Origin of the sequence: Sphingobacterium sp. SRCM116780, assembly GCF_021442025.1 — a bacterium.
Classification (GTDB): Bacteria; Bacteroidota; Bacteroidia; order Sphingobacteriales; family Sphingobacteriaceae; genus Sphingobacterium.
The window spans coordinates 4,189,584-4,215,876 of record NZ_CP090446.1; the positions used below are offsets into that span (position 1 = coordinate 4,189,584).

Here is a 26,293-nt window from a genome sequence, read left to right on the forward strand (position 1 = left end):
TGATATCTTAAATCTCACATCTCAAATCTAAAATTATGGAAGCATATATTGTTGCAGGATATCGTACAGCAGTCGGGAAAGCACCTCGAGGGGGATTTCGTTTTATGCGTGCGGACGATTTGGCTGCCGATGTGATCAAACATTTGGTGGCATCAGTTCCAAATTTAAATAAAGAAGAAATCGACGATGTCATCGTTGGAAATGCAATGCCAGAAGCAGAGCAAGGATTGAATGTAGGACGTTTAATCTCACTGATGGGGTTACAAACGGATAAAGTTCCTGGAGTTACCGTTAACCGTTATTGCGCATCCGGATTGGAAACTATTGCTACGGCAGTTGCTAAAATCAAAGCTGGAATGGCAGATTGTATTATCTCAGGCGGTGTAGAAGTCATGTCAGGGATGCCATTTGGAGGATGGAAAATTGTTCCGAATCCACAAGTTGCTAAAGAAAATCCAGATTGGTATTGGGGAATGGGATTGACAGCAGAAGCAGTAGCGAAAGATTTTAATGTTTCACGTGAAGATCAAGATGCATTTGCCTTAAAATCACACCAAAAAGCTATCGAAGCAATAAAAAATGGTCATCTAAAAGATGGTATTGTTCCGATTACAGTAAAGGAGAATTATCTTAAAGATGGTAAGAAACTAGAAACGAGAGAATACATTGTGGATACGGATGAAGGACCACGTGCAGACTCTTCTCTGGAAGCCTTAGCAAAGTTGCGCCCTGTTTTTGCCGCTGATGGTGTGGTTACTGCAGGTAACTCTTCACAAACTTCAGATGGAGCAGCTTTTGTTTTAATTGTTTCAGAAGAAAAAATGAAAGAATTAAACTTAAAACCTATTGCTCGTCTTGTCAGCTATGCAGTTGCAGGTGTGCCACCGCGCATTATGGGTATCGGACCTATTGAAGCAATTCCCAAAGCATTAAAAATGGCAGGTCTCAAGAAAGAGGATATTGACTTATTTGAATTGAACGAAGCGTTTGCATCACAGTCGTTAGCCGTGATTCGTGAGTTGGGTTTAGATGAGGAGAAAGTTAATGTCAATGGTGGCGCGATTGCTTTAGGGCATCCACTTGGCTGTACAGGAGCAAAGCTGACCGTTCAAATATTACATGAACTAAAACGTAGAAATAAAAAATACGGTATGGTAACCATGTGTGTTGGAACAGGGCAAGGCGCTGCAGGGATATTTGAGTTATTAAATTAGACTAGAGATGTGAGACATTAGATATGAGACTAGAGATATTAGAAAATGGCAAAGAAGAAAGCAATCTGATATCTCACATCTATAATCTAAATATTAAAATATGATATGAGTAAGAGGCAGAGAAATCTAATATCTCCAATCTCACATCTCCAATCTAAATATTAAAATATGATATGAGTAAGGGAGCAGGGAAATCTGATATCTCCAATCTCACATCTCTAATCTAAATATTAAAATATGATATGAGCAAGGAAATCTAATACCTCCAATCTCACATCTCCAATCTATAAAACAATGAGCATAGGTAACACAATTAAAGGAGGAGAGTTTGTCATTAAAGAAACTTCCTATACAGATATTTTTATTCCTGAAGAATTTGACGAAGAAGCGAGAATGATTCGCCAAACTTGTGTTGATTTTTTGGATACAGAAGTTTTAAATAAGTTAGATCGTATCGATGCGCAAGAGGAAGGTTTGATGCCAAGTTTGATGGATAAAGCTGGAGCATTGGGTATGTTGGGCGTATCTATTCCAGAGGAATATGGTGGTTTTGGTAAAAACTTCAATACTTCTATGCTTGTTGCAGATGCGGTAGGAGGAGGTTTTTCTTTCGCCGTTGCATTATCTGCACATACTGGAATCGGAACGCTTCCGATCTTGTATTATGGTAATGAAGAACAAAAAGCCAAATATATTCCCAAATTGACCACAGGAGAGTGGAAAGCATCTTATTGTTTAACAGAACCAAATTCAGGTTCAGACGCGAACTCTGGTCGTACAGCTGCAAAACTAAATGCTGCAGGAACACACTATGTGATCAATGGTCAAAAGATGTGGATTACCAATGGAGGATTTGCAGATATCTTTATTGTCTTCGCAAAAATTGATGATGATAAAAACTTAACTGCTTTTATCGTCGAGAAAGATTTTGGAGGAATTACCATGAATCCCGAAGAACATAAATTAGGTATCAAGGGATCTTCTACACGCCAGGTATTTTTCAATGATTGTGAAGTTCCCGTTGCGAATATGCTTTCTGATCGCGAAAATGGATTTAAAATCGCGGTGAATATCTTAAACATCGGTCGTATTAAATTAGGTGCGGCAACGATTGGTTCTTCTCGCATGGTGATCACACAAGCTGTTAAATATGCAAACGAACGTGTTCAGTTTAATCTACCTATTTCCAAATTTGGTGCTATTCGTTATAAATTAGCAGAGATGGCAACACGTCTATTTGCTACAGAATCGGCAACTTATCGTGCTGGACAAAATATCGATGATGCCTATGAGGCATTAGTCGCTGGAGGAATGGATGAAGCAAAAGCGAAATTGAAGTCCGTAGAACAATTTGCTATAGAATGTGCGATTATAAAAGTATGGTGTTCAGAAATGTTGGATTATGCCGTTGATGAAGGCGTACAGATTTATGGCGGTATGGGCTATTCGGCAGATGCTCCTATGGAACGTGCTTACCGTGATTCTCGTATCAACCGTATTTTTGAAGGTACGAATGAAGTCAACCGTTTATTGGTCGTAGATATGTTATTGAAACGTGCCATGAAAGGAGAGATCGATTTAATGGGGCCTGCAACTGCTGTAGCGAGCGAATTAATGGCGATCCCGGATTTTGGCGAAGAAGATGAAACCGCATTTGCAGCAGAGAAAAAAATCATTGCAAACTTGAAAAAAGCAGGATTGTTAATTGCTGGTGCTGCGGTTCAAAAATTAATGATGTCCCTATCGAAAGAGCAGGAAATCTTGATGAATATTGCAGACATCATTGGTTATGTATACATCGCTGAATCTGTTTTATTAAGAGCTGAAAAACTCTACCATACAAAAGGAGCAGACGAGAGTACATATGCGTCGGATATGGCTAAAATTTACTTATATACAGCCATCGATAAAGTGAACGCTGCGGGTAAAGAAGCGTTGAATTCGTTTGCCGAAGGAGATGATTTAAAAATGATGTTGGTCGGATTAAGACGTTTCACAAAGTCAGAACCATTCAATGTGAAAGAGGCACGTCAACGAATTGCTAAAAAATTGATTGATGAGAATAAATATTGTTTTTAAGGTTAAAGGTTGAACTAAATTGTGAGGCCGGGGTGTAAACCTCGGCTTTTTTATTGGTGATTTTCGCTATTAAGCCTTGGTCACAAGGATAATATTTATAAATTTGAGGTTTCAACATTAAAAACCTACTTATATGTCATCTTCTAAATCATTTTCAATTGCCGAAGACTGGGTCGTTGTTATCCTAGGATTAGGGATTGTTTTCCTAGCTATTTTTGGTGTTATCGTACCTAAGCCGAGCTTCAGCTGGCAAAATTTTTCAGAATTAAAGAATCACGTATTTGCTTCCGGTAATCTCCAAGTAATAGCCAAGCAGTTTGGTCTTGTTATGATTGTTGCCACCTTGGGAGCATTCCTTTTAGGCAAGAATGTCAAAAATTTGCTAATCGTATTTCCCAGTGTCTTTATCCTGACGATGTTTGCCCTAATAGTAGCAGGAAACGCCACTGTGAAGGAATATAATTTAGAAGCCGTCATTTTTAGCTTAGCAATCGGTTTAATCATCAGTAATTTTTTCAAACTTCCAGAATGGTTTAAAGCAGCATTAAGTACAGAACTCTATGTTAAAATAGGACTGATATTACTCGGTACAACCGTCATTTTTGGAGATATTTTAAAAGCAGGCTCTCTAGGATTAATACAAGCTTTGGTTGTGGTTATCTCTGTTTGGTATTTTTCTTTCTGGGTGTGTAAAAAACTGAAAATTGATAAAGAAATGTCTTTGATGTTGTCAAGTGCGGTTTCGATCTGTGGTGTTTCAGCAGCTATTGCAACGTCAGGAGCTATCAAAGGAGATAGCAAAAAGCTTTCTTATGTGATTTCTCTTGTACTGATTACAGCAATCCCTATGATGATTTTTATGCCTTATCTGGCAGAGCAAATGGGTTTGTCCCAGCAAGTCACAGGCGCATGGCTAGGAGGTTCAATTGATACATCCGGAGCTGTGGCTGCCTCAGGTAGTTTAGTCGGCGAGGAGGCTTTAAAAATTAGTACAATCGTCAAGTTTTCACAAAATGTATTACTTGGAATTGCTGCTTTCGCGATTAGCATCTATTGGAGCTATGCAAAATCTGTCGATGATGAAACAAAGAAGGAGAAACCAACACTCAAGATTATTTGGGAACGCTTTCCAAAATTTGTTCTTGGTTTTATTTTCGCATCGTTACTTTTCTCTTTCATCATCTCTCCTGAAAAGAATAGTGAGATTAAAGATAGTTTAAAAAGTATTCAAGGGCTATGGTTTACATTAGCATTTACATCGATTGGACTTGAAACAAACTTTAAAGATCTTTTCCAACAGGACAATAAAAAACCATTATATGCATTCCTGATTGCGCAGACATTCAATGTCATCGTGACGTTACTGATCGCGCTATTGTTATTTAGATAAAAAAGCACCTTTAGGTGTTTTTTTATCTAAATAACAATCACATCTGGTTTAATTTGTTTCATCTACATCGTTACCAATTAATTGTGCCTAAGTAGCGACTATCTGTCGTTTTATTGCTACCATTGCTGGCAAAGAAAGCCATATAAATATGGTATCCGCCACGCTTATTTCTTGTTGTTAATTGTACTGTCTGCTTTTTATCAGAAAGAGGTTGATCAGAAATGCATCCAAACACTTCTCCTTTTTCGAAATCAGCGGGGTAGAAAAGTAAGGTACAGCGAAAGCTAGAATAATCTAATTTTTTGACTAAACTTTCATCAAGTTCCCAATTTACAGAAATTGTCTCTGCTGTATCCTGAACGATAGTATAGGTATGTACAGGAAAAGGTAAGCCACTACTGATAGCAAATTTTTCCCATATAAGCGCATATCCAGTTTCGGTTTCTTCAGCCCCTTCTAACAAGTTATAGGACATAGCCGAATTAAATCCGGTGCGATTGGGATGTGCGTGCATAAACCCAATATGCACAACACTCGTGATTATCCGAAGCCGATCTTGTACAAACTTAAATTTAGATTGATTTTTTTTCTGTCCAATAGTCAGTAATCGGTTTTTGTTGATTTTGGGTAGACCACGTATGTATTCAATTTCTTTCCATTTACAGAAAACGACACTACCCGCCTTACCAGATGCAGAGCCATTCGGTCCATTTTTGATTCTTGCCATAAAATTTATAATAAGGTTACCTGATAAAGATACCTGATGAAATAGCGTTTGTCAAGCAATTAATTTCCAGAATTCATCTTGTTTTAAACGTACCTTATTCGAACCTCAGACGTACTTTATTCGTTTTTGTTCGAACGAGGTCCGAGCAAGGTACGAATGAGATACGAATCAGCTCCCTACTAGTTTACCGATTAAACTTCACTTCCTATCATGTATTCATCTTATAAATAAATGAAACCTATTTCGTCATTTAGAAGAATTTTGTCCGATCTGTTGCGCACTAAATATGGCATCTGCTTGTTTCTCTTATCATTTCCTATGAGAAAAATTCCGATGTTTTTTGTCCTGAAAATTGTTTTTTTTATGGAATTGTGTATCTTAATTCATCATTAAGATGAACGTTGAGCGCGCATGACAGAAAAAGAACTCTTGGCACATTATAAGCAAACTGGTGATTTGGACACTTTAGGCAAATTATATTCGCCTTATATGTCTTTATTGTACGGTGCGTGTTTTAAATATCTGCAAGACGCAGATAAAAGTCAAGATGCCGTTATGCAGATTTTCGAAGAATTAATTCGAAAACTACGTATACATGAGGTGGATAATTTTAAAAGTTGGCTGTATACGTTCGCCCGAAACTTTTGCTTAATGCAATTGAGAAAAGAAAAGAATACACAACGCGTTGATCTTGATGAACATCTCGATGATGGAAATGATTACTCGGATGAAGCTGACCCTAAGGAGTGGAGCGAAAGTCAATTTGAAAAATTGGAATCCTGTATGTTAACACTAAATCCTGAACAAGAACGGTGTATTCGTTTATTTTATTTGGAACAAAAGTGTTATAAGGATATTGTGGATCTGACAGGTTTCGATATGAATAAAGTGAAAAGCTATATTCAGAATGGAAAACGAAATTTGAAAATTTGTATGGAGAATAAGTAACATGGAAAATAATTATCAATTATCCAGAATTCATAATTACATCAGTGGGTTGATGAGCAAGGAGGAGATGTTTCAGTTGGAGAAAGAAGCATTAGAAGATCCTTTTTTGCAAGATGCTATTGAAGGCTATCGTTTACAACAGGGGGTGGATGTGAAACAATTGAGTTTATTGCAACAACGATTAAACCGCCGTGTTGAACAAACCATATCTACGCGTCATGCGCAATTCTATACTTGGCAACGATTGGCGATAGCATCCGCCGCTGGAGTTATTTTTGTGGTTTTAATTGCGTTAATTTATTTTAAAAATTTCACATCAAAAACAAACCGTACCACAGAAGTGGAATTGAGCAGTCCGGAAAATAGCGTAGTCATCGAACCTCTTTTAACTGGAGGAGATGCTTCTCCTATAGGGGGATGGAATGCATTTGAGCAATATCTGCAAAAAAATACACTGCTGAAAGCAAACGGTGGAGAAGTGATTATTGATTTTACGGTTGATAAAAATGGCAAACTCATTCATATAAACTTTGCGGGGAATCCGCAAGCAGAATTGAAGCAGGAAACGTTACGACTATTGGAACAAGGTCCTAAATGGCAAGGGGGGAAAGGAAAGTTAAAAATCAATTTTCCCGCTGAAAATATAACCATGAGTAGTTTGGAAACAGCTATCAAACCACAGCACTGCTTTGGAATAGAGGAGAAAAAATAATATTATTTTTTCTCCTACTTATAATTATTTTATCTACTCTTCCCAACGGATTTTATCTGCAATTGGACTGCGGACAGGCTCTCGAGCTTCGGTTTCATGATGACCTAAGTAGAATAACCCGATGCATTTTTGGTTCTCTTCCAGATTTAAGAATCCACCTAAATGATTAATTAATCCTGGAGTCGCCCAATATCCTCCTAAACCTAACGAATGTGCTGCTAACCACATATTCTCAACAGCACAAGCTGTTGCCGCTAATTCTTCCCATTCCGGAACTTCTTTTGTATAATTGACAACGAGTGCAATCGCAACTTGTGACTGTGTTGCTTTTTCTCCCATTGTAATTTCTGTTTTCTCCACGTATTTTTCTGCAGGAGTAACGGTTTTATAAATACGTGAAAGTTCAGTACCTAATCGAGTAAGCCCTTCACCTTTAAAAATAGTAAAACGCCAAGGTTGTGTTCTTTTGTGTGTAGGAGCAGCATTTGCCGCTTCTAAAATCGTTAAAATGTCTTCTTTGTTAATTTCCTGATCAGTAAAATTCGCTTGAAATACGGATCTTCTATAATGTATTGCTTTTAAAACTTCGTTCGATAGCATAAATGTATGTTCTTATTAAATTGAATTTGGAGTAAGTTACCTTTTATTTTTCTTCCCAAAGGGCAGCAACATGTAAAATTGTTAAAACAGCTTTTTGCATGTCTTCTTCGGAAACCCATTCTTGTTTTCCATGAAATGCATGTCCTCCGGCAAATATATTGGGACAAGGTAATCCCATGAATGACAAACGAGATCCGTCTGTTCCTCCGCGAATACTTCTTCGTTCTGCTTTCATACCAGCTCTTGTGATGGCCTCCATCCCGATTTCCATAATCTGTGGATGTTGATCCAATACTTCTTTCATGTTGCGGTATTGTTCTTTTACCTCAAAGGTATAGGTACAATTCGGGTATTGTGTTACAATGGATTTTGCAATAGCTTCTAATTCGGCTTCATGTTTTACCAAATTTGCTGTCTGATGATCCCGAATAATAAAATGAATCTCTGCTTTTTCAACAGTACCAGCGATATTTGTGGGGTGTACAAAACCTTCTTTTTTGTTTGTACTTTCTGGAGAAAGGCGGTCTTGAGGTAGTGCATCAATAATAGCACTTGCAATTTTGATGGCACTGCGCATTTTTCCTTTTGCAAATCCTGGATGTACAGAAACACCATGTATGGTCAATACAGCACCATCTGCAGAGAAGGTTTCATCTTCTATGGTTCCAGCTTTTTCTCCATCCATTGTATAGGCAAAATCTGCTGCTAAACGACCTAAATCTGCTTTATCAACCCCTCTTCCAATTTCTTCATCTGGTGTAAATAAGATTTTGATATCACCATGTTTGATTTCTGGATGTTTCAGCAATAATCGAGCGGCATCCATGATCTCTGCAATACCGGCTTTATCATCCGCTCCTAATAAGGTCGTACCGCTTGCTGTGATGATCGTATGACCAATCTGATTGGCTAAATCTGGGTGTTCTGCATATTTAATTACGATGCTATTATCGTCCGGTAATACTAAGTCTTGACCTTGATAATTGCGGTGAAGAAGTGGTTTTACATCTTTTCCTGATGAATCGGGAGAAGTATCCATATGGGAACAAAAACAAATTGTTGGTACTTTTTTGTCTGTGTTGGCTGGAATTGTCGCATATATATAGCCATTTTCATCCATAGCAGCATCAGCAATACCGAATGTCAATAGCTCTTCTACTAAAAGCTTGCCTAGATTTTTTTGTTTTTCTGTCGATGGACAAGTGGGTGAACTGGCATCCGATTGTGTATCTATTTGTACATAACGCTGGAATCTTTCAGATACTGAAAAATCAGTAATATTGTTGATTTCGAAGTTACTCATATACTTTTATATCATTAAGGTGATCATGCGGTACAAAACTACAAAAAATGTCACCATTAGCGAATTTTGCCTTTTATAGTTTAAAATTTGCGAAAGGCTATTTTTTTTGTAAATTTATATAACCTAAAAATTGATATTCAGTATGTTGCGTTTGTTAAGGGCGATGTTCGTACTTCTACTTATTGTTCAATTATTTTTACTTTTTAGTAATGATGATTCGTACAAACAATTAATTTATATCAGTCAGTTACTTTATTTACTCATACCGCTTTGGGCACTTATAGGTATTAAGAATCGAGGTGTTCAGCGGTCAGCTTTTCAGGTTTATGTGATTATATGTGGATTATATTACATTTTTTTCGCACTGTTATTGATGGCAAAACGTGTCGAAATAACTAGTTATTTTGTTGCTAATATGTTTGTTACATCCGTATTGATGATGATCGGTTTGGTCACGATCTATCAATGTAAAAACTGGTCTAGGTTATTTTCTAAATATATTAACCAAAAAAGGATAAAAGTATAAGCAGGACCTTAAGCCCTGCTTTAACACTTATTTCTGAGTATCTGCCCAACCAAATACTTTTGATAGTAGATTCGTACTTCTAGATCCACCAATGTTTTCTCTAATTTTTAATTCTTGATCAGCTACTTTTACAAATAAACCATCAATAGCTTTTTGCGTAACATAAGAAGTTAAATCCGTTTCTACTTTTTTGGAAAGAGGCAATTTATTGTATGCTGTTGTTAATTGATTCCAATAGGTAGATACATTATTTTTACCCATGGCATCGTTAATAACAGGTGAGAATTTTGTTGTTAATTCTTGTGATGTATTTGTTTTAAAAAAGGTTGTTGCAGCATTTTGATTTCCACTTAATAAGATACTGTAAGCATCTGTAATGGTCATTTTTGAAAGGGAATTAGCGAAAACAGTTCCAGCTTCGCTAACAGCTGTTTCTGCAGCTCTATTCATACTGCTGATAAATTGATCACATAGTGAACCCATGCCGACAGCCCGAAGTGTTTTTTCTATTTTTTGTGCTTCAGCAGGCATTAAAATTTTGACAGCTGCATCACCTAAAAATCCATTCTTGGCAGATAAAGTACGAACACTATTGGTTAAACCATTGCTTAATGCTTCTTTAATACCCGAAGCAGCTTCTTTTTTAGTAATATTGGCTACTGTTGAAGTATTATTTGTTCCTGTTTTAGTATTATTTGTTCCTATTGAAGTAGTGGTTGTTTTTGTACTATCTTTTACTGTATTGTATTGATCACTGATCCCAGTTAAAATACCTTTGAGTTTAGAAAGCGTAGTTGATTGTGCTTGCGACTGATGTGTGAATAGTAAACCTGATGCAATCAGGGCATATGATAAGATATTTTTCATCCGTTTTGATTTTTAATTAAGAATTAGAGTACATATGGATCATAACGTTTAATGGTCAGTAGTTATTTTCTTTAGATTGTCTGTATTTAGCTACAAAAAATTAGCCGATTCTTGTGTACAAAAAAGTCCTTGATTGCTATCAAGGACTTTTAATAAGCTTAATACTGCGAGCCTGTGTAATCAAAATGCATCGAAAATAAAGATGCTTGTCGTGTAATCAGGAGCGCATATCTGTTTACAAGCTTAACTCGACAAATACAGGGAAGTGATCAGAAGGAAATTTTCCTTGATAAGTATCGGTTAAGATACCATAATCTAATACTTTAATTTTTGGTACAACAAAAATATGATCAATTCGACCTTTCGGTTTAATGCTTTCCCCCCATCCGTTAAAAGATGAACTAGGCTCATACACATGAGGGCTTACCGTATAACTATCGACCACGGTTTTACTATTTGCTAGGGTGAAGTAAGCTTCATTATGTTCATCCACATTGAAATCTCCAGTTAATATTAAGGGTAAATTTTTGGCTAATTCTTTCGCTTTTGCTAAGATTAATTTTGCACTTTCTTTTCTTGCTTCTACCCCTACATGATCAAAATGGGTATTCATAAAAATAAAGGATTTGCCAGAAGATTTATCTTTAAATACTCCCCAAGTACAGATACGAGGTAATGCAGCATCCCATCCTTTGTTCGGATGTTCTGTATCTGTAGCTGATAACCAGAAGGTGCCACTTTTTATTGCTTGAAAACGATTTTTATTATAGAAGATAGAGGAATGCTCGCCTTGTTGAGCACCATCATCCCGACCGACTCCGATCGATTGAAATTCAGGGAGTCGATCTTGTAGATCTTTTACCTGATCGATAAATGCTTCTTGGATACCAAAAATTTCAAAGCCATGAAACTTGATGAGGTTAGCAACAGCATCTTTTCGCTCATCCCACATATTTCCGATGTCGTGATTGTTTTTTTGTCTAATATTATAGGTCGCAACGCGTATCTGTTGTGCCATCGTAATGGATATCCAGGAGCAGAAAATAAAGATAGAAAGGACTATTTTTTTCATAGAATTATTTTTTTAATAAGGTTTTTAACAATTCAGGTTCATTGGTGGTGATGTAGTCAATCTTCTGATCAATAAAAGATTTCATATCAGTTTCTTTATTAACAGTCCAAACATTGGTTGTTAATTTCAGATCTTGTGCTTCTTTCAACCAAGTCGGATTTTTTACGAAAACATCAAGATGATAATCGATACCTGTTAATCCATCTTTCTTGATTTGGTCTGGAGCAATATCACCATTGAGGTAAGCAATCTTCGCTTTAGGAGCGAGTTCGTGAATTTTTTTACAAGCATCGTAGCTGAAAGCAATATATTCCGTTACTTTTTCGGCTTTTAATTGCTTTACTAAAGCAACAGTTTTTTCTGCAGCTTCTAGGGTACGCGCCAACCCTAATTTGTTCGTTTTTAATTCTAAGATGAGTTTTAATTTTTTCAACTTTAAACCAGTTTTGATATACGCTTCTAAAGTTGGAATATTTTCCCCATTGGGATGTTTTTTTGCTAACAATTCTTGATAAGTGGAGGTTGCAATATCAATTCCATAAAAATCATCATCATGATTGACAACTAGAATATCATCTTTCGTCAAGTGCACATCGTATTCCGACCCCCAAAGGTTTAAATCTTTCGACGCTTTTAAAGATGCGATTGAATTCTCGGGAACTAAGGTATTTTTAAATGCTCCACGATGAGCAATGATTTTGGTTTGTGCTTTCAATTCGGAGATTCCCATAACGGCTATGGCGGCAAGGATTACTAAAACTGTTTTTTTCATGTTATAAAATAATTAAGCATTTGTCGTCTAAATCAAATATTTTTATTTTTTGCGCTCTATTTTCCATCTTTTTTGTCCAACTATTTTTGATTGAGATGACATGAATCATGCTTGTGGTCAGGTTGTTGAAGTTTGTAGTAAACTAAATTTAAACAAAAAAAATGGTATTCTAGATAATTATCTAAAATACCATTTTTTTATAACCCTATGATTAAGGAAATATTAATTTTCTGTTTTACAGGCTATATGCTATGTAAAATTCTTATGACTTTTATTTTTTTCCTTCCCACTCGGCATAAAACTCGTCTAAGAACGTTAACATGAATTCATGTCTTTTCTCCGCGATTGCCTGAGCGGCTTTCGTATTCATTTTATCTTTTAATAATAAAAGTTTTTCGTAAAAATGATTGATAGTTGGCGCTTCCGAGTGTTTGTAACTTTCTTTATCTTGATATTCTTGCACAGGGATATTCGGATTATACATTTGTCTGTTTTTGTGACCACCATAATTGAAAGCTCTAGCAATACCAATCGCACCGATGGCATCAAGACGATCAGCATCTTGAACGACTTCTAATTCTTTTGAATGGAAAGAGACATCTCCCAGACTTGCCTTGAAAGACATGTTGTAAATAATCTTTTGCACATGTTCAATAACCTTTTCTTCAATACCTAGAGATGCTAAGAATTCACCTGCGACACGTGGACCAATCGTTTCGTCTCCATCATGAAACTTGCTATCCGCAATATCATGTAACAAAGCCGCTAATTCACATGTTTGATAATCCGCTTCTTCTGTTTGAAGAATTAATTTTGTGTTGTTCCATACACGTTGGATATGTGACCAATCGTGACCTGATTCAGCAAATTTTAATCTATCCTGTACAAATGCAACCGTACTTTCAATAATCTTATTCATAAATTACTTTTGGTTTTTCGCGAGTTCCCTCGTACAATTCGTATTCTAATAAACGACAATCTAATTTTCCGTTATAAAACTCTACTTTTCTGGAAGCACGTAATCCTATTTTTTTTGCCAGATCCGGATTTCCAGTAAAAATGTAGCCCCTATAACCCTTGCAATTCTGTTTTAGAAAATCACCTACACGTTTGTAAGTTAATTCTAATTGACTATGATTGCCCAGGCGTTCTCCATATTCTGGGTTAAATATAGCAATTCCTTTTTCATCTTGAGGTACTGTTGTCTCTGCAAAATCACATACTTCAAAATCAATAAGCTGATCGACACCTGCAGTTTTCGCATTCATGATGGCAATATCAATCGCTTGTTGGGAAATATCGGAAGCAACAATTTTTGGGTTTGCTTTCTTGTTGACTTGTTCTTTGAGATTTCTTCTTTCTTGAAAAAATACTTCTTCATCGTAACCGATAAAGTGCATGAAAGAATAATTCATACGGTATAGACCTGGACGGCGGTTTGTTGCAATCAATGCAGCCTCAATGGCTAATGTGCCAGAACCACACATGGGGTTGACAAAAGAACTTTTTCCATCCCATTTGGAAGCTAAGATCGTAGAAGCAGCTAAAGCTTCTAGCATAGGCGCTTTTCCAGGGTGTTTACGGTAACCATGTTTGGCTAATGTTTCGCCAGAAGAATCAATGAAAATCTCTGCACGGTCATCTTTCCAATACAGATGTACAACCGCTTTATTCGAGTCAGAGCCCGAGTTTGGACGAATATCTTTTTTCTCTTTGATACGATCTACGATGGCATCTTTAACTTTCAAATTTGCAAAGAGAGGTGTGGTTATCGTCTCGTTGTCAACATTAGAGGTGACAGAGAAATAGCCATCAAAAGCAATGAGCTCTTCCCAAGCGATTTCTTTTAATTCATCGTATAATTCTTGCGGATTTGATGCTTTGAATTCTTTGATCGAATATAAGATCTGCGAAGCTGTGCGTAAGTTTAAATTTAATTTAATCGTTTCACTCAAGGTGTTAAATAATTCTACACCAGTAGAGAATGAACGTTTGATCTCGAAGCCAAGTTCTTCGACTTCCTGTTGCAAATAAGGCGAAAGTCGCTTATTGCAAGTGATGATGATTTTATTGGGGGTGTTGAAAACTTCCATAATATTTATACAAAGTTAGTTAATCTCTTACTCAAAAAATGCTTATTTTTACGCTTTAATATTTTTGATTATGGAAATTAGAGGAAAAGTACACGAAATTGGTGCTACACAACAAGTAACAGAGTCATTCAAAAAGCGCGATATTATTGTTGCATTTGCTGAAAATCCACAGTTTGTTGAATATATTCGCTTTGAAGCTACACAAGATAGAACATCAATTTTTGATGGGTTGACAGTAGGTGAAGAAATTGAAATAGCTTTCAATTTACGTGGTCGTCCATGGACAAATAAAGAAGGTGTAACAACATACTTCAATTCATTAGTGGCTTGGAGAGTAACAAAATTAGCAAATACTGCAACTGCAGCATCGACTCCAGGTTATGCTGAAATGCCTGCTCCAGTTGATCTTTCAGGATCAAGTGACGATGATGATTTACCTTTCTAGTCTGACGAGAATCTAAAATATAAAAAAGCTTCAATTTCATAAAATTGAAGCTTTTTTATTACCCCGATACATACTTTCCAAATGGAAGTTTACGCAGGATATATGTCAATAACACACTGCAGAAAAGTGTTATTAAAATTGCTAATGGAATTTTTAAAGCGGTTCCGACGGGTAATAGGGGATGGACATAGTTCAAAATAAGGATATGACATAAATATACGCCAAAACTATAGTCATCTATCCAAAGTGCCCATTTTGGAAGCGTGATATCCTCAGCGATGGATTTGATGAAGATGAATAAACTCGTCGCAATAATAAAGGTGTTTGGTGATAAATAGCCATAAAGAAAGGGTGTAAATTTCCCCTCATTCAAGCTCTCTTTATAGGTGAAATAAGTAGTTGCTACTGCCGTTAGGATAAAAATAAACAAACTCAATACCTTATAAGAACTAAAATCCTTAACTCTTAAATAATAGCCCAAAATCAAAAAACCGATATAACCAGAGAAAAAGGTCAAATCCAATTTAGGAAAATAACTAGGCAACCCTTTATTGAAAGTAAACAAGGTAACAAACCATAAGAATAAAAATATTTCTATCTCTCTGATTGTTGCGTGTTGCATTATTTTTTGTAGAAAAGGGATGGCCAAGTACAAACCTATGATCATATAGAGATACCATAAATGTGCATTCGCTCCATTTTTCAATCGGTATATAACGGTGGAGATCAATTGGTCTGTCGTTAAATCCAATCCCCGCATATGGTAGAGAATGTAAATAATCGTCCAAAAGATAAAAGGGTAACAGATTTTTGATAGTCTTTTCTTGTAAAAAAGACCAACTTGTTCTTCTTTTGTTAAGAGTAATGCTCCTGAAAGCATGACAAAAATAGGGACAGAGAAACGTGTAAAGCTATTGATCGCATTGGCATAGTTCCAGTCAAAACCAGTGATGTTAATACTGTTTAAATATCCTGAAGATGCATGAATAGCAATAACAGCTATTGTTGCAATAATGCGAAGTACACGGATATAGCTGAGCTTTTCTGTCATATTATTCATTAATCTGCAACAGGAATACGATTTTTTTGAACATATTGAACAAGGAAAATGAAACTTAGTATAGCACCAATAGTTGCCATTCCAACGCCAACTAAAGAAGGGGTGTTGTACGCCAATCCGTAAATAATTGGGATGCCACCTAAATATGCACCTAATGTATTACCTAAATTAAATGCGGCCTGACCTCCAGCTGCAGCTAATGTTTCTGCTCCTTTGGCCGTTCTGATTAGCATCATTTGAGTTGGTGAACCTATTGTAAAGGAAACTAACCCTGTAATAAAAGCCATGATATAGGCTGACCATTCAAATGGAGAAATAAAATAGAGCACCACCAAACAGATCGCCATTGAACTAAAACTTGCAATTGCTGCTTTTGTAGGCGATATCGTATCCGCCAACTTTCCCCCTAATAGATTTCCAAAAAACATACCTACACCAATTAGAATCATGATGATCGGTACACGATTAGGGTCTAGTCCAGATACCTGGGTAACTAAGGGTGCAATATAGCTTATCCATGCAAATAATCCTCCTGTTCCAATCGAAATAATAGCCATCAATAACCATGCTTCTTTCTTTTTGAAAAAACTAAGCTGTGTGATGATATCATTATTCTTTGACGACTCGATCTTGGGTAGCCATATGTAAATCATTAAAAAAGTCAATAAACCTAAGATGCTAATGACGCCATAGGTAATGCGCCACGAATAATGATGACCAATATAGGTTCCCAAAGGTACGCCTGCTAAGTTTGCAATGGTCATGCCTGTAAACATAATCGATATGGCCTGTGCTTCTTTTCCTTTCGGGGCAAGGCGTGCAGCTACGACAGAGCCGACACCAAAGAATGCACCATGGGGTAGACCAGACATGAATCTGGAAAGTTGCATCGTAAAATGTGTGGGTGATATGGCAAACAATCCGTTAAAGATGAAGAATAAAACCATTAAAAACAGCAATACGTTTTTAGGGGGGTATTTTCCAGATAATAATACTAAAGTAGGAGCTCCAACGACTACACCTATTGCATATAATGCGATCAAGTGAGCGGCTCTTGGAATGTCAATGTGTAAATCTTTTGCTATATCGGGCAGGATACCCATCATCGAAAATTCTGTCATTCCGATTGCGAGACCACCAAATGCTAGGGCAATAATTCCTTTGTTCATATTTTTTTGCTCAGTTGATGATGAGCTTGTCATTAATGATAGAAAAAGCCATTTAAACAATAAATGGCTATAAGTAAAGTTTAGCTTATTCCCAACGCTTTTTAGGGACACAGATTACGTCTTTTGTTTTGCGTAAAATGATGGGGCGCTGGTCATATTTATTTTCTAATACCAAAGAATCTTTTCCATGAAAAGCAACTTTGAATCTGGGGAGATATTGACCCTGACGATAACAACCAGACACTTTTTGTTTCCCATTTTCTTTGGTGTATATCCCATCCACGATCACACTGTCACCACGGACAACATATAACCCTTTGGCATATTCTACCCAAGAACCGTTTTTGTAACAGCTGTCGGGTATTTGTTTTGTTTTTGCATGTACATACATGCGTGCATAGATGGAATCACATGTAAATCGAAACTCCGTCAACGTATATTGTAACATCTGGTCTTGATCGGGGATACGATCTTGTTTCCATTCCCCCTGCAAGTAGCTGGCACCTTCTGTTTGCATTTCAGAATTGAATTTACAGCTTCCAAATAGCAAAAGCATACCTATCATTAAAAATAGATATGCTTTTCTGTTTTTATATTCTTTTAGATAGGGAATCACAGGCTTATTTTAAGCTTCCAACCATATCTTCAGGTTTTACCCATTCATCAAATTCTGCAGCAGTTACATATCCCAATGCAATAGCCGTTTCTTTTAATGTAGAATTGTTTCGATGTGCTGTTTGTGCAATTTCAGCTGATTTATAATAACCAATTTTAGTATTTAAAGCCGTTACTAACATTAAAGAGTTATCCACTAATTCTTTAATACGAGGATAATTTGGTTCGATACCACTTGCACAGTGTTCCTCAAAAGAGACACATGCATCACCGATTAAACGCGCTGACTGTAAAAAGTTAGCGGCCATCAAAGGCTTGAATACGTTCAATTCATAGTGACCTTGTGTACCACCGATTGTAATGGCAACATCATTTCCCATCACCTGAGCAGCAACCATGGTTAATGCTTCACATTGTGTCGGGTTTACTTTTCCTGGCATAATAGAAGAGCCTGGTTCATTTTCAGGAATAATGATCTCACCAATACCAGAACGAGGGCCAGAAGCCAACATGCGAATATCATTCGCTATTTTATTTAATGAAACAGCTAATTGTTTCAAAGATCCATGTGTTTCAACAATCGCATCATGTGCAGCTAAAGCTTCAAATTTATTTTCAGCCGTGATGAAAGGTAAACCTGTAAATTGCGCTATATATTTAGCGACAACAACATCATAACCTGCAGGAGTATTTAATCCTGTACCTACTGCAGTACCACCTAATGCTAATTCTGATAAATGGGCTAATGTATTTTTTACAGCTCTAAGCCCATGGTTTAATTGCGCCACATAACCAGATAGTTCTTGACCTAAAGTTAAAGGAGTTGCATCCATTAAGTGCGTACGACCAATCTTAACAACATGCATAAATTCAGCAGATTTTTTAGCTAACGTATCACGTAGTTTTTCAACTCCAGGAATGGTTACCTCCATAACGGCTTTGTAAGCTGCAATGTGCATTCCTGTAGGGAAAGTGTCGTTAGAAGATTGTGATTTGTTCACATCATCATTTGCTTTCAATACAGGCTCTCCTTCTGCAATTTTAAAACCTGCTAATACTTGAGCACGGTTCGCAATCACTTCATTCAAGTTCATATTTGACTGTGTTCCTGAACCCGTTTGCCAGATTACTAATGGGAATTGATCATCCAGTTTACCGGCTAAAATCTCATCACAAACAGCGGCAATAGCATCACGTTTTTCAATAGGTAAAACTCCTAATTCAGCATTAGCAAAAGCAGCGGCTTTTTTTAAGTAAGCAAAACCTGCAATGATTTCATGTGGCATAGAGGCTGCAGGGCCTATTTTAAAGTTATTGCGTGAACGTTCTGTTTGAGCTCCCCAGTATTTATCTGCTGGAACTTGAACTTCACCCATGGTATCTTTTTCTATTCTAAATGACATAGCGTTGATTTTTTATAAGGACAAAGTTAAGGAAAAATATAGAGAACAGCCATCCCATGGTAAACGCTTAGTTAAATTTGATGTCATAATTTTTTCAAATCTGACTATGCGTTTAATCGTTTTGTTAACTGTTCATGGATATGATGAAAAATTTGTAAAGGTTTTAAGGTACGCCAAGGAAAATTATTGAGATTGCCTCCAAAATTGATGTAATAGTCAATATTATTTTGAATAAATTCCTCCACAACATGGGGTCTGAAATTGATGGCAGCAATCCAACCATCTTCAATATCCTGAAACCATTCCTCGTAGTAAGTATCATCAGAAGCATGGAAATTAAGTACATTCTCTCCAATTAAAATAAAATAATTGATGCCTGCTGCAATCATTAAATCGATCAATTCTCGTTTCAGGATCATGATATCGTTGTCAATAGCATCATTCCATTCTCCGATAAACTCAATGATACCATAATGCTTGTCATAGTCTACAAATAAGACTTTCAGGTATAAGGTGTGGGATCCAAAATCATCCCATTGTGGGTGTAATAGGAAATTATAGATTTGTTTGTCGTATTCAAACTCATTATATACTGTCGCATAGAACGGAGATTGCTCATCCTCAGCTGCAATATAATCATATCTCCAATTGTAAAAAGGTTCAATCTCGTGCATTTTGGCAGATTATTTGTTTATTAAGTAAATTCAAAGTTGAGAAAATTTTAACAGATTAACCAGTTTTTGGAACTTTTGTTTTACGTAAAAAATCACAATTTTTTATTGTGGTTTTAAGGAGAAAACTTACTATTTTTGAGGCATCTTTTCATATGCAAGGAAGTATAAAACGGAATATTTTTGTGGCGGCAACATATGCTGGAGTTTTACTCCTAGGCTTGTTGTTGGGGCAGAAGTATGCCGATGAACAAGGAAACAACCAACCAACCTCTTTACTGACTGGAGGATTGACTGGGAATTCCGAAAAAGTTCAATATTTAATTAACCTGATTGCTGATAATTATGTCGATAAAGTGAATCTGGATACCATTCAAGATGAAGCTATTCAGCATATTATTACGCGATTAGATCCTTTTTCAACTTTTCTAAAACCCAATGAACGCTTAGCACAAACGGAAGCGTTAGAAGGCACTTTTGAAGGGATAGGTGTCGAATACTTTAATCTCAATGATACTCTTTTTGTGGTCGGGATGATTGCAGGGGGACCTGCGGAAAAATCAGGAATGAAGATCGGTGATCGGTTGATTAAAATTGCAAATCAGAATATTGCGGGAATAAAAGTAAAGGAAAAGGATGTAGAAAGATTAATCCGTGGTAAAAAGGGGTCTACCGTTGAGATTATTATCAAAAGAAATAAGGAGATCTTAACCACAGCCTTAAAAGTGGTTCGCGATCAAGTCAAAGTGAGTACGCTAGATGCCTCTTATATGATTGCTCCAAAAATAGCGTATGTCAAAATCAGACGTTTTGGCCATCAGACAGCAGAAGATTTCAAGGTTAGGTTGCGTGATTTGAAAAAGGCAGGAGCACAGGATCTGATTCTTGATCTTAGAGGCAATGGAGGTGGATACCTGCATGCTGCGATTGATCTCGCAAGTGCGTTCTTCAAAGAGAAGCGCTTGTTGATGTATACAGAAGGAGTGAACGAATTGCGGAGGGATTATTTTTCAGAAGAGGCTGGTGACTTTAATGAGGGACGAATCATTGTGTTGATCAATGAAGAGACGGCTTCTGCGAGTGAAATTGTCACTGGAGCTTTGCAGGATTTGGATCGAGGGACTATTGTCGGTCGTCGATCTTATGGAAAAGGTTTAGTTCAAGAACAATTTGATTTTGCCGACGGTTCTGCCGTAAACTTAACCGTAGCACGTTATTATACGCCTTTGGGTCGATGTATTCAACGTAAATACACACGAGCAAATTATGATCAGTCCAAATACATGACCACTTTTGACCTTTGGACATTGGATACCGAGTTCAGTACACATGAAATGTATACAACAAGTAAAGGGAAGATGCTCTTCGGTGGAGGAGGTATTCAACCGGATGTCGTGATTCCTATTGATTCCAATGAAGTGAGTTCAAAATATAGAGAAATATATCACTCCAATAGTATAGAAGAGTTTGTATATGATCGTTTTACGAGGAAACTACCTGCTTATTCTATTGAGAATTTTTTAAGTGGCTATCACTTACCTGAGGCAGAGTTTAATGCCTTTATTTCTTTTTTACTTAAAAAGGGAATCACTGTTAACAAAGGTGAGGCAAGTCGCTTACATGAAATCATCCAGTCCGATATAGAAGCATTAGTCGGTCGTTATTATTTTGGAAGAGAGGCTTATTTTAAAATTAAGAATAGGAGAGATCATTTTATTGCTGGAGCTTTCCATTCATTGGGAGTTCCAATGCTGATGCATTAATGACTAGTTTAATCTTAAATCACTCCAGATGGGGTAGTGATCAGATAATTTCTTCTTGATGATATGATAGCTTAATATTTCAAAATTGGTACTTGCAAAAATGTAATCAATTTGAAAGATGGGTAACATTTCATAATGTGTAACGCCCCAACCTGTACCTTTTTCCTTAAAAGCGTTATGAAGTCCTTTACTCACGAGATTCACTGAATAACTCATTGGAGTGTCATTAAAATCTCCCATGACAATATAAGGTATAGTACAGGCATTCATATGTTTTTTCAAAGAACTTGCTTGCTCGCTTCTAAATTCAAATGCATTCTTTAACTTTCTGCCTACGCGACGACTAGCATGATCGTCTGACTCGATTTTGCTTGACGGATTTTGAATGAATTCTTTATCTTCATTTTGAAGTGCAAATGATCTCAGGTGGACATTATACACGCGAATTGTGCTGTCATTTTTCTGTATATCAGCATAAGAGATGCGGTTTATCCCATAATCGTTATCCAGGATATTCCCCGAATTTACAATGGGATACTTTGAGAAAATGGTCATACCATAAGCTTCATAATCATTTTTGGCACTTTCAGCAAAATAATGATAGTTATAGCCAAGCTTGTTTTTGAATTCATTCGAAATCACATATTTGCCTTTTATTCTGCTATAATATTCTTGAAAACAGACAATATCTGGTTGGATGCTATCCAATATTTTTAAGGCTTCATCTTTAAAGTTTTTCTTGGAATCATTTATATCCTTAAATAAATGGGCATTAAAACTCAATACACGTATCTGCTCTTTTGATTTTGTCGTCATCGAAGTCGATGAATGGTAGTTCCAGTGTTTGGTTAACAAGGACCAACCAATAAGAATTGCAAAAAGTGAAAAGGTCGCTATTTTAGGTTTTCGCAATAGCCAATAAGCAATAAATCCAATGTTGATGATCAGAATGGGTAAATAGCCTAATCCAAAAAATGCAATGGGCCAGAATGTTTTCGGATTAATGAAGGATGCAGAATAACTAATCAATAAGGCTACAATAGCAAGAACGTTGAACAGGAAAACAGTCTTACTTAAATAACCCAATCTTTTTTTTAAGAATGTGCGCCTAACCATCTATTTTATTGTTATTACTTGCTTTGAAAAGAACTTCCTTTTCATGGGAATTTAAACTGTCATAACCCGATAAGGATATTTTATCCAATATCTGATCGATCTGATCCTGGTTGGGTAAATCATAACGATGAGGTTGTGATGGATGCGCGCCACGTCCCACAACGACTTTCATTTTTACTGGTCCTTTTTTTCTCTTGGTGAAAATCTTAGACCAGTCCATACCTGATTGTAAGGCATAAATATAACCCATACCAAACAAGACGCTACAAAAGTAAGCAATAGCAGCAGGCCTATTTGTTAAGATGAAGAATAAAAACTGTATGGCAAAATAAATAATTGCAATGGTTTTTAACTTGACATTTCCAAATAGTAATAATCGGAGTTCATATTTGGGAACTAAGGTTGCCGTCGCGGCTAGAACTGCAGCTAAGGTGCAAGATCCTGTATATAAATCTGGATTTTGTGCTTTTTGGAAAACAGCTAGATTCGAAAAAATTAAAAAAATGAGTGCCGAAATAATTCCTGAAATGATGTAAATGAATAGGAATTGCCTTTTGTTCAGGAAATTGAAAAAGATAATGCCTAGCCAATATAACCACAAACAATCAAATGCAATATTGAAAAGTCCTGTATACAAGAAATTGTAAGTGACCAAAGACCAAGGTTGTTGGATGAAAGCTTGAAAGCTCGTTGGTAAACTTAGTTTTTCAATTGTTAATGCAAAAAGAGGAATCTCGATGATTTTGAGTTCAAATAAGAGATCAAAGACATAAATTAGGACAAATAGCGCTACCTGTCCACTGATAATATATGGAATAGGTGAGTCAGAACCGAAGGTTGTCCTAATAAAGCTTTTGAACGAATTTTCCCCCATGGTTATAAAGATAATTAATATATTCCTTTTTTAATACCCCAAGCTTTCAACAATAGATAACCAAACAAAGCCCCCCCCACATGTGCTAAGTGCGCAACTGAATCTCCGGAGTTTGAGAACCCTAAATATATTTCAATCAGGATCATGATTGGAATAAAATATTTAGCTTTTATAGGAACAGGAATAAATAATAAGGCTAATTTTAAATTAGGGAATAGATAAGCAAAAGCTAACAATAATCCAAAAATAGCACCCGAGGCACCGACTAAAGGTGTATTATAAATGGAAACAAGTGTATCAAATCCGGATTGCGATATACTTGGGTTATTTGTAGAAACCGTTCCAGCAATCATATCGAATTGCAAACTGCTGCCTGGATGTATTGTTCCTGCTATTTGATATACTTCAAATGCCTGAACACCAAATTGAAGAACTAATGCTCCAATTCCAGTTAATAAATAGAAATTCAGAAAACGCTTAGCACCCAATACTTGTTCAACGATAGGACCAAACATCACTAAAGAAAACATATTGAAAAATATGTGCGTGATTCCTCCATGCATAAACATATAGGTGATGACCTGCCAAATTTTGAAAAATGGAGAATCAGGATAGAACACTCCAAAAAGTCTTGTTGAGTTTGTAAATATCATCGAACCTACAAAACAAACAATATTGATTATCAATAAGTTTTTCGTTACTGTAGTTAAGTTTGATAAAGGATTAGCGCTATTCATAAAGTTATCTTAGTTTTTACCAAACTTTTCTAAAAGTTCTTGTAAAGTTATTGTGATTAATATGGGTTTACCAAATATAGAAACATTTGGAGATTCGCAAGCAAAAAGTTGATCGATTAGTTCAGCGATTGCATTGTTGTCTAACGGTGTGCCAGGTTTAATGGCAGCATTACGGGCTAAGCTTTTAGCTAAATTCTCTCGCTTTTCTATCTTGAACTCCGTTTGATTATTTTTATAATCTTCTAATATCTGTTCAATAATTTTTCGTTCATCAATCCCTGTCCCTAAGTCTGCAGGAACACCATCGATGATATAGCTGTTTTTGCCAAATGATCGAATTTGAAATCCTAAACTTTGAATATCTTCTAAAAGATCTTGCATCAATTCATTGTCTGCAGAGCTTAAATCAATGCTTTGTGGAAATAAACTCTGCTGACTTAATCCTTTATGTTGATCAAGTTGTAATTTAAATTGTTCAAATAAGATGCGTTCGTGTGCTGCTTGTTGGTCGATCAGCATCACCCCAGAGTGAATCTGGGAAATAATAAAGCGATTGTGAATTTGAAAAAACTGCTTCGTTGTTGCTTGGCTATTTACCCCTTGTATCTGACGAACGGGCTCATCTTGTTGTTCATGTTTGATCAGCGGCAATTGCAAGGATTCATCTTGTTCTGTAATCTGATATAAGGTATCCCAGTTTTGAGGAATAGCGGATTTTCTTTCAAAACCTGCCATATAATTATCCGACCGTGAAAACGTGTTTTTCGTCGCTTGATCAGGTTCAAACGGATTGAAATCAGGATTAAAACTTACTGTTGGTACAATGATTTCGTCCAATGGTTTTGGCGTAATCATATTAGAAAAGCCTGTTTCCTGCTCAAAATCAAGTGATGGAGCGATGTTATAACGACCTAATGATCTTTTAACTGCAGATCGAATGATAGCATAAATTGCTTTTTCATCTTCATATTTGATTTCCGTTTTGGTTGGATGTACATTGATATCGATTTTGGAAGGATCGATATCGATGAAGAGCACATACAATGGAAATGTTTCTGCAGCAAGAATATCCTCAAAGGCATTCATAACTGCATGATTCAAATAATGATCTCTGATAAACCGTTTGTTAACAAAGAAAAATTGCTCACCACGTGTTTTCTTTGCAAATTGAGGTTTTCCAACAAATCCATGTACGTTAATGATTGAAGTGTCTTCTTCTACAGGTACGAGACGCTGATTGTAGGTGTTGCCAAAAAGGTGGACAATACGTTGTTTCAATGTCTCTGCAGGTAAATGAAACATTTCATTGCCGTCGCTATGTAAGGTCAAAAAGATTTCAGGATTCGCTAATGCGATTCGTTGAAATTCTTCAATAATATGACGCATCTCGACCGAGTTACTTTTTAAAAAGTTACGGCGTGCAGGTATATTGTAAAAGAGATTTTTTATAGAAATATTGGTGCCAGCAGCTACTGCTTCTGGCGATTGATGGATGATTTTAGAACCTTCTATCTCGACGACAGTCCCCAACTCATCTTCAATGCGACGTGTCTTTAATTCTACATGTGCAATGGCGGCGATAGAAGCCATCGCTTCTCCACGAAATCCCATTGTGCGAATGGCATACAAGTCTTCTGCTTTACGAATTTTGGACGTAGCATGTCGTTCAAAACAAAGACGTGCATCTGTTACGCTCATTCCACAACCATTATCAATCACTTGAATTAATGATTTTCCAGCATCTCTGATGATCAATTGTATCTTGTCAGCCCCAGCATCAATAGCATTTTCAATCAATTCTTTGATTGCAGAAGCTGGTCTTTGTACGACTTCCCCCGCTGCAATTTGATTAGCAACATTATCTGGTAGCAATTGAATAATATCCGACATATACGGCGAAGTTACGAAATTAATGAGGAATGATTTTAATCCGTTAGAAACTTATGGTATAAAATTACAGTGATTTGAACTTCTTACTTTTATTTTGATTTTGGATAGCTAAACAAAATAAGATCGCTATTGATGATAGAGAATACGACTAGGTTCAAACTAATTTAGTATTGCAAAAAGCGGAAAGATTTGTTCATGTGTTGAAAACAAATCTTTCCGCTTGATCACGATCTCGGTACGCTATACT

24 protein-coding genes are annotated in these 26,293 nt (G+C 36.4%); 7 read left to right on the forward strand and 17 right to left on the reverse strand.

Annotated elements, in window-relative coordinates; translation table 11 throughout:
* The first annotated feature begins 35 nt into the window (after positions 1-35).
* The 3 genes from LZQ00_RS18070 (at position 36) to LZQ00_RS18080 (ending at position 4,683) form a co-directional block, all read left to right on the forward strand.
* Positions 36-1,214, forward strand: coding sequence for an acetyl-CoA C-acyltransferase (locus LZQ00_RS18070; protein WP_234510652.1), 1,179 nt, complete (start codon positions 36-38; stop codon positions 1,212-1,214).
* Between the two features lie 294 nt (positions 1,215-1,508).
* A complete protein-coding gene (locus LZQ00_RS18075; protein ID WP_234510653.1) occupies positions 1,509-3,293 on the forward strand; it encodes an acyl-CoA dehydrogenase family protein in 1,785 nt (594 codons plus the stop codon).
* A 133-nt stretch (positions 3,294-3,426) separates the two neighbouring features.
* Positions 3,427-4,683, forward strand: a complete 1,257-nt coding sequence (locus LZQ00_RS18080; RefSeq protein ID WP_234510654.1) for a YeiH family protein — start codon at positions 3,427-3,429, stop codon at positions 4,681-4,683.
* A gap of 70 nt (positions 4,684-4,753) precedes the next feature.
* Here the strand turns inward: LZQ00_RS18080 and LZQ00_RS18085 are convergent, their stop codons facing one another.
* Positions 4,754-5,410: a DUF6266 family protein gene (locus tag LZQ00_RS18085; RefSeq protein WP_234510655.1), complete on the reverse strand. Its 657-nt coding sequence runs from the start codon at positions 5,408-5,410 to the stop codon at positions 4,754-4,756.
* Between the two features lie 411 nt (positions 5,411-5,821).
* Between LZQ00_RS18085 and LZQ00_RS18090 the strand changes: the two genes are divergently transcribed.
* Both LZQ00_RS18090 and LZQ00_RS18095 read left to right on the forward strand, forming a co-directional pair.
* On the forward strand, positions 5,822-6,358 hold the full coding sequence (locus LZQ00_RS18090) for an RNA polymerase sigma factor (protein ID WP_234510656.1): 537 nt from the start codon (positions 5,822-5,824) through the stop codon (positions 6,356-6,358).
* Position 6,359: 1 nt separating this feature from the next.
* Positions 6,360-7,070, forward strand: a complete 711-nt coding sequence (locus tag LZQ00_RS18095; protein ID WP_234510657.1) for a hypothetical protein — start codon at positions 6,360-6,362, stop codon at positions 7,068-7,070.
* A 33-nt stretch (positions 7,071-7,103) separates the two neighbouring features.
* On the opposite strand, the gene LZQ00_RS18100 is transcribed toward LZQ00_RS18095, so the two are convergent.
* The 7 genes from LZQ00_RS18100 to LZQ00_RS18130 all read right to left on the reverse strand — a co-directional run bounded on the left by LZQ00_RS18100 (position 7,104) and on the right by LZQ00_RS18130 (position 14,303).
* Positions 7,104-7,670 (reverse strand): nitroreductase, encoded by a 567-nt coding sequence (locus LZQ00_RS18100; RefSeq protein WP_234510658.1) that lies wholly within the window; start codon positions 7,668-7,670, stop codon positions 7,104-7,106.
* 43 nt (positions 7,671-7,713) lie between these two features.
* Complete coding sequence (gene pepT / locus LZQ00_RS18105) at positions 7,714-8,973, reverse strand: peptidase T (RefSeq protein ID WP_234510659.1); 1,260 nt, start codon at positions 8,971-8,973, stop codon at positions 7,714-7,716.
* A 553-nt stretch (positions 8,974-9,526) separates the two neighbouring features.
* Positions 9,527-10,366, reverse strand: a complete 840-nt coding sequence (locus LZQ00_RS18110; RefSeq protein ID WP_234510660.1) for a DUF4197 domain-containing protein — start codon at positions 10,364-10,366, stop codon at positions 9,527-9,529.
* A gap of 235 nt (positions 10,367-10,601) precedes the next feature.
* On the reverse strand, positions 10,602-11,438 hold the full coding sequence (locus LZQ00_RS18115; RefSeq protein ID WP_234510661.1) for an endonuclease/exonuclease/phosphatase family protein: 837 nt from the start codon (positions 11,436-11,438) through the stop codon (positions 10,602-10,604).
* A 4-nt stretch (positions 11,439-11,442) separates the two neighbouring features.
* Positions 11,443-12,210, reverse strand: a complete 768-nt coding sequence (locus LZQ00_RS18120) for a glycerophosphodiester phosphodiesterase family protein (protein WP_234510662.1) — start codon at positions 12,208-12,210, stop codon at positions 11,443-11,445.
* Positions 12,211-12,481: 271 nt separating this feature from the next.
* Positions 12,482-13,129, reverse strand: a complete 648-nt coding sequence (locus LZQ00_RS18125) for an HD domain-containing protein (protein WP_234510663.1) — start codon at positions 13,127-13,129, stop codon at positions 12,482-12,484.
* The gene (locus LZQ00_RS18130) at positions 13,122-14,303 is read right to left on the reverse strand and encodes a class I SAM-dependent RNA methyltransferase (RefSeq protein WP_234510664.1); all 1,182 of its coding nucleotides are present in this window, start codon (positions 14,301-14,303) and stop codon (positions 13,122-13,124) included. The genes LZQ00_RS18125 and LZQ00_RS18130 overlap by 8 nt, the downstream gene beginning before the upstream one ends.
* Before the next feature lie 70 nt (positions 14,304-14,373).
* On the opposite strand from LZQ00_RS18130, the gene LZQ00_RS18135 reads away from it, so the two are divergent.
* The gene (locus LZQ00_RS18135) at positions 14,374-14,748 is read left to right on the forward strand and encodes a DUF3127 domain-containing protein (protein WP_234510665.1); all 375 of its coding nucleotides are present in this window, start codon (positions 14,374-14,376) and stop codon (positions 14,746-14,748) included.
* A gap of 58 nt (positions 14,749-14,806) precedes the next feature.
* Here LZQ00_RS18135 and LZQ00_RS18140 read toward each other — a convergent pair whose 3' ends face one another.
* The 5 genes from LZQ00_RS18140 to LZQ00_RS18160 form a co-directional block, all read right to left on the reverse strand.
* Positions 14,807-15,799, reverse strand: coding sequence for an acyltransferase (locus LZQ00_RS18140; protein WP_234510666.1), 993 nt, complete (start codon positions 15,797-15,799; stop codon positions 14,807-14,809).
* A gap of 8 nt (positions 15,800-15,807) precedes the next feature.
* The gene (locus tag LZQ00_RS18145; RefSeq protein ID WP_234510667.1) at positions 15,808-16,977 is read right to left on the reverse strand and encodes an MFS transporter; all 1,170 of its coding nucleotides are present in this window, start codon (positions 16,975-16,977) and stop codon (positions 15,808-15,810) included.
* Positions 16,978-17,062: 85 nt separating this feature from the next.
* Entirely contained in the window at positions 17,063-17,494 is a 432-nt protein-coding gene (locus tag LZQ00_RS18150; RefSeq protein WP_234510668.1) for a fumarate hydratase, read from the reverse strand.
* A gap of 103 nt (positions 17,495-17,597) precedes the next feature.
* Complete coding sequence (gene fumC / locus LZQ00_RS18155) at positions 17,598-18,995, reverse strand: class II fumarate hydratase (RefSeq protein ID WP_234510669.1); 1,398 nt, start codon at positions 18,993-18,995, stop codon at positions 17,598-17,600.
* Positions 18,996-19,099: 104 nt separating this feature from the next.
* The gene (locus tag LZQ00_RS18160) at positions 19,100-19,669 is read right to left on the reverse strand and encodes a hypothetical protein (RefSeq protein ID WP_234510670.1); all 570 of its coding nucleotides are present in this window, start codon (positions 19,667-19,669) and stop codon (positions 19,100-19,102) included.
* Positions 19,670-19,821: 152 nt separating this feature from the next.
* On the opposite strand from LZQ00_RS18160, the gene LZQ00_RS18165 reads away from it, so the two are divergent.
* Complete coding sequence (locus LZQ00_RS18165; protein WP_234510671.1) at positions 19,822-21,429, forward strand: S41 family peptidase; 1,608 nt, start codon at positions 19,822-19,824, stop codon at positions 21,427-21,429.
* Positions 21,430-21,432: 3 nt separating this feature from the next.
* Here LZQ00_RS18165 and LZQ00_RS18170 read toward each other — a convergent pair whose 3' ends face one another.
* From LZQ00_RS18170 to mutL, 4 genes are read right to left on the reverse strand one after another with little or no spacing between them, the layout of a single operon-like run.
* Positions 21,433-22,545 (reverse strand): endonuclease/exonuclease/phosphatase family protein, encoded by a 1,113-nt coding sequence (locus tag LZQ00_RS18170; RefSeq protein WP_234510672.1) that lies wholly within the window; start codon positions 22,543-22,545, stop codon positions 21,433-21,435.
* Positions 22,538-23,419, reverse strand: a complete 882-nt coding sequence (locus tag LZQ00_RS18175; RefSeq protein WP_234510673.1) for a rhomboid family intramembrane serine protease — start codon at positions 23,417-23,419, stop codon at positions 22,538-22,540. Before LZQ00_RS18175 ends, LZQ00_RS18170 begins: the two co-directional genes overlap by 8 nt.
* 14 nt (positions 23,420-23,433) lie before the next feature.
* A complete protein-coding gene (locus LZQ00_RS18180; RefSeq protein WP_234510674.1) occupies positions 23,434-24,156 on the reverse strand; it encodes a rhomboid family intramembrane serine protease in 723 nt (240 codons plus the stop codon).
* A 9-nt stretch (positions 24,157-24,165) separates the two neighbouring features.
* A complete protein-coding gene (gene mutL / locus LZQ00_RS18185) occupies positions 24,166-26,046 on the reverse strand; it encodes a DNA mismatch repair endonuclease MutL (protein WP_234510675.1) in 1,881 nt (626 codons plus the stop codon).
* Positions 26,047-26,293: the final 247 nt, after the last annotated feature.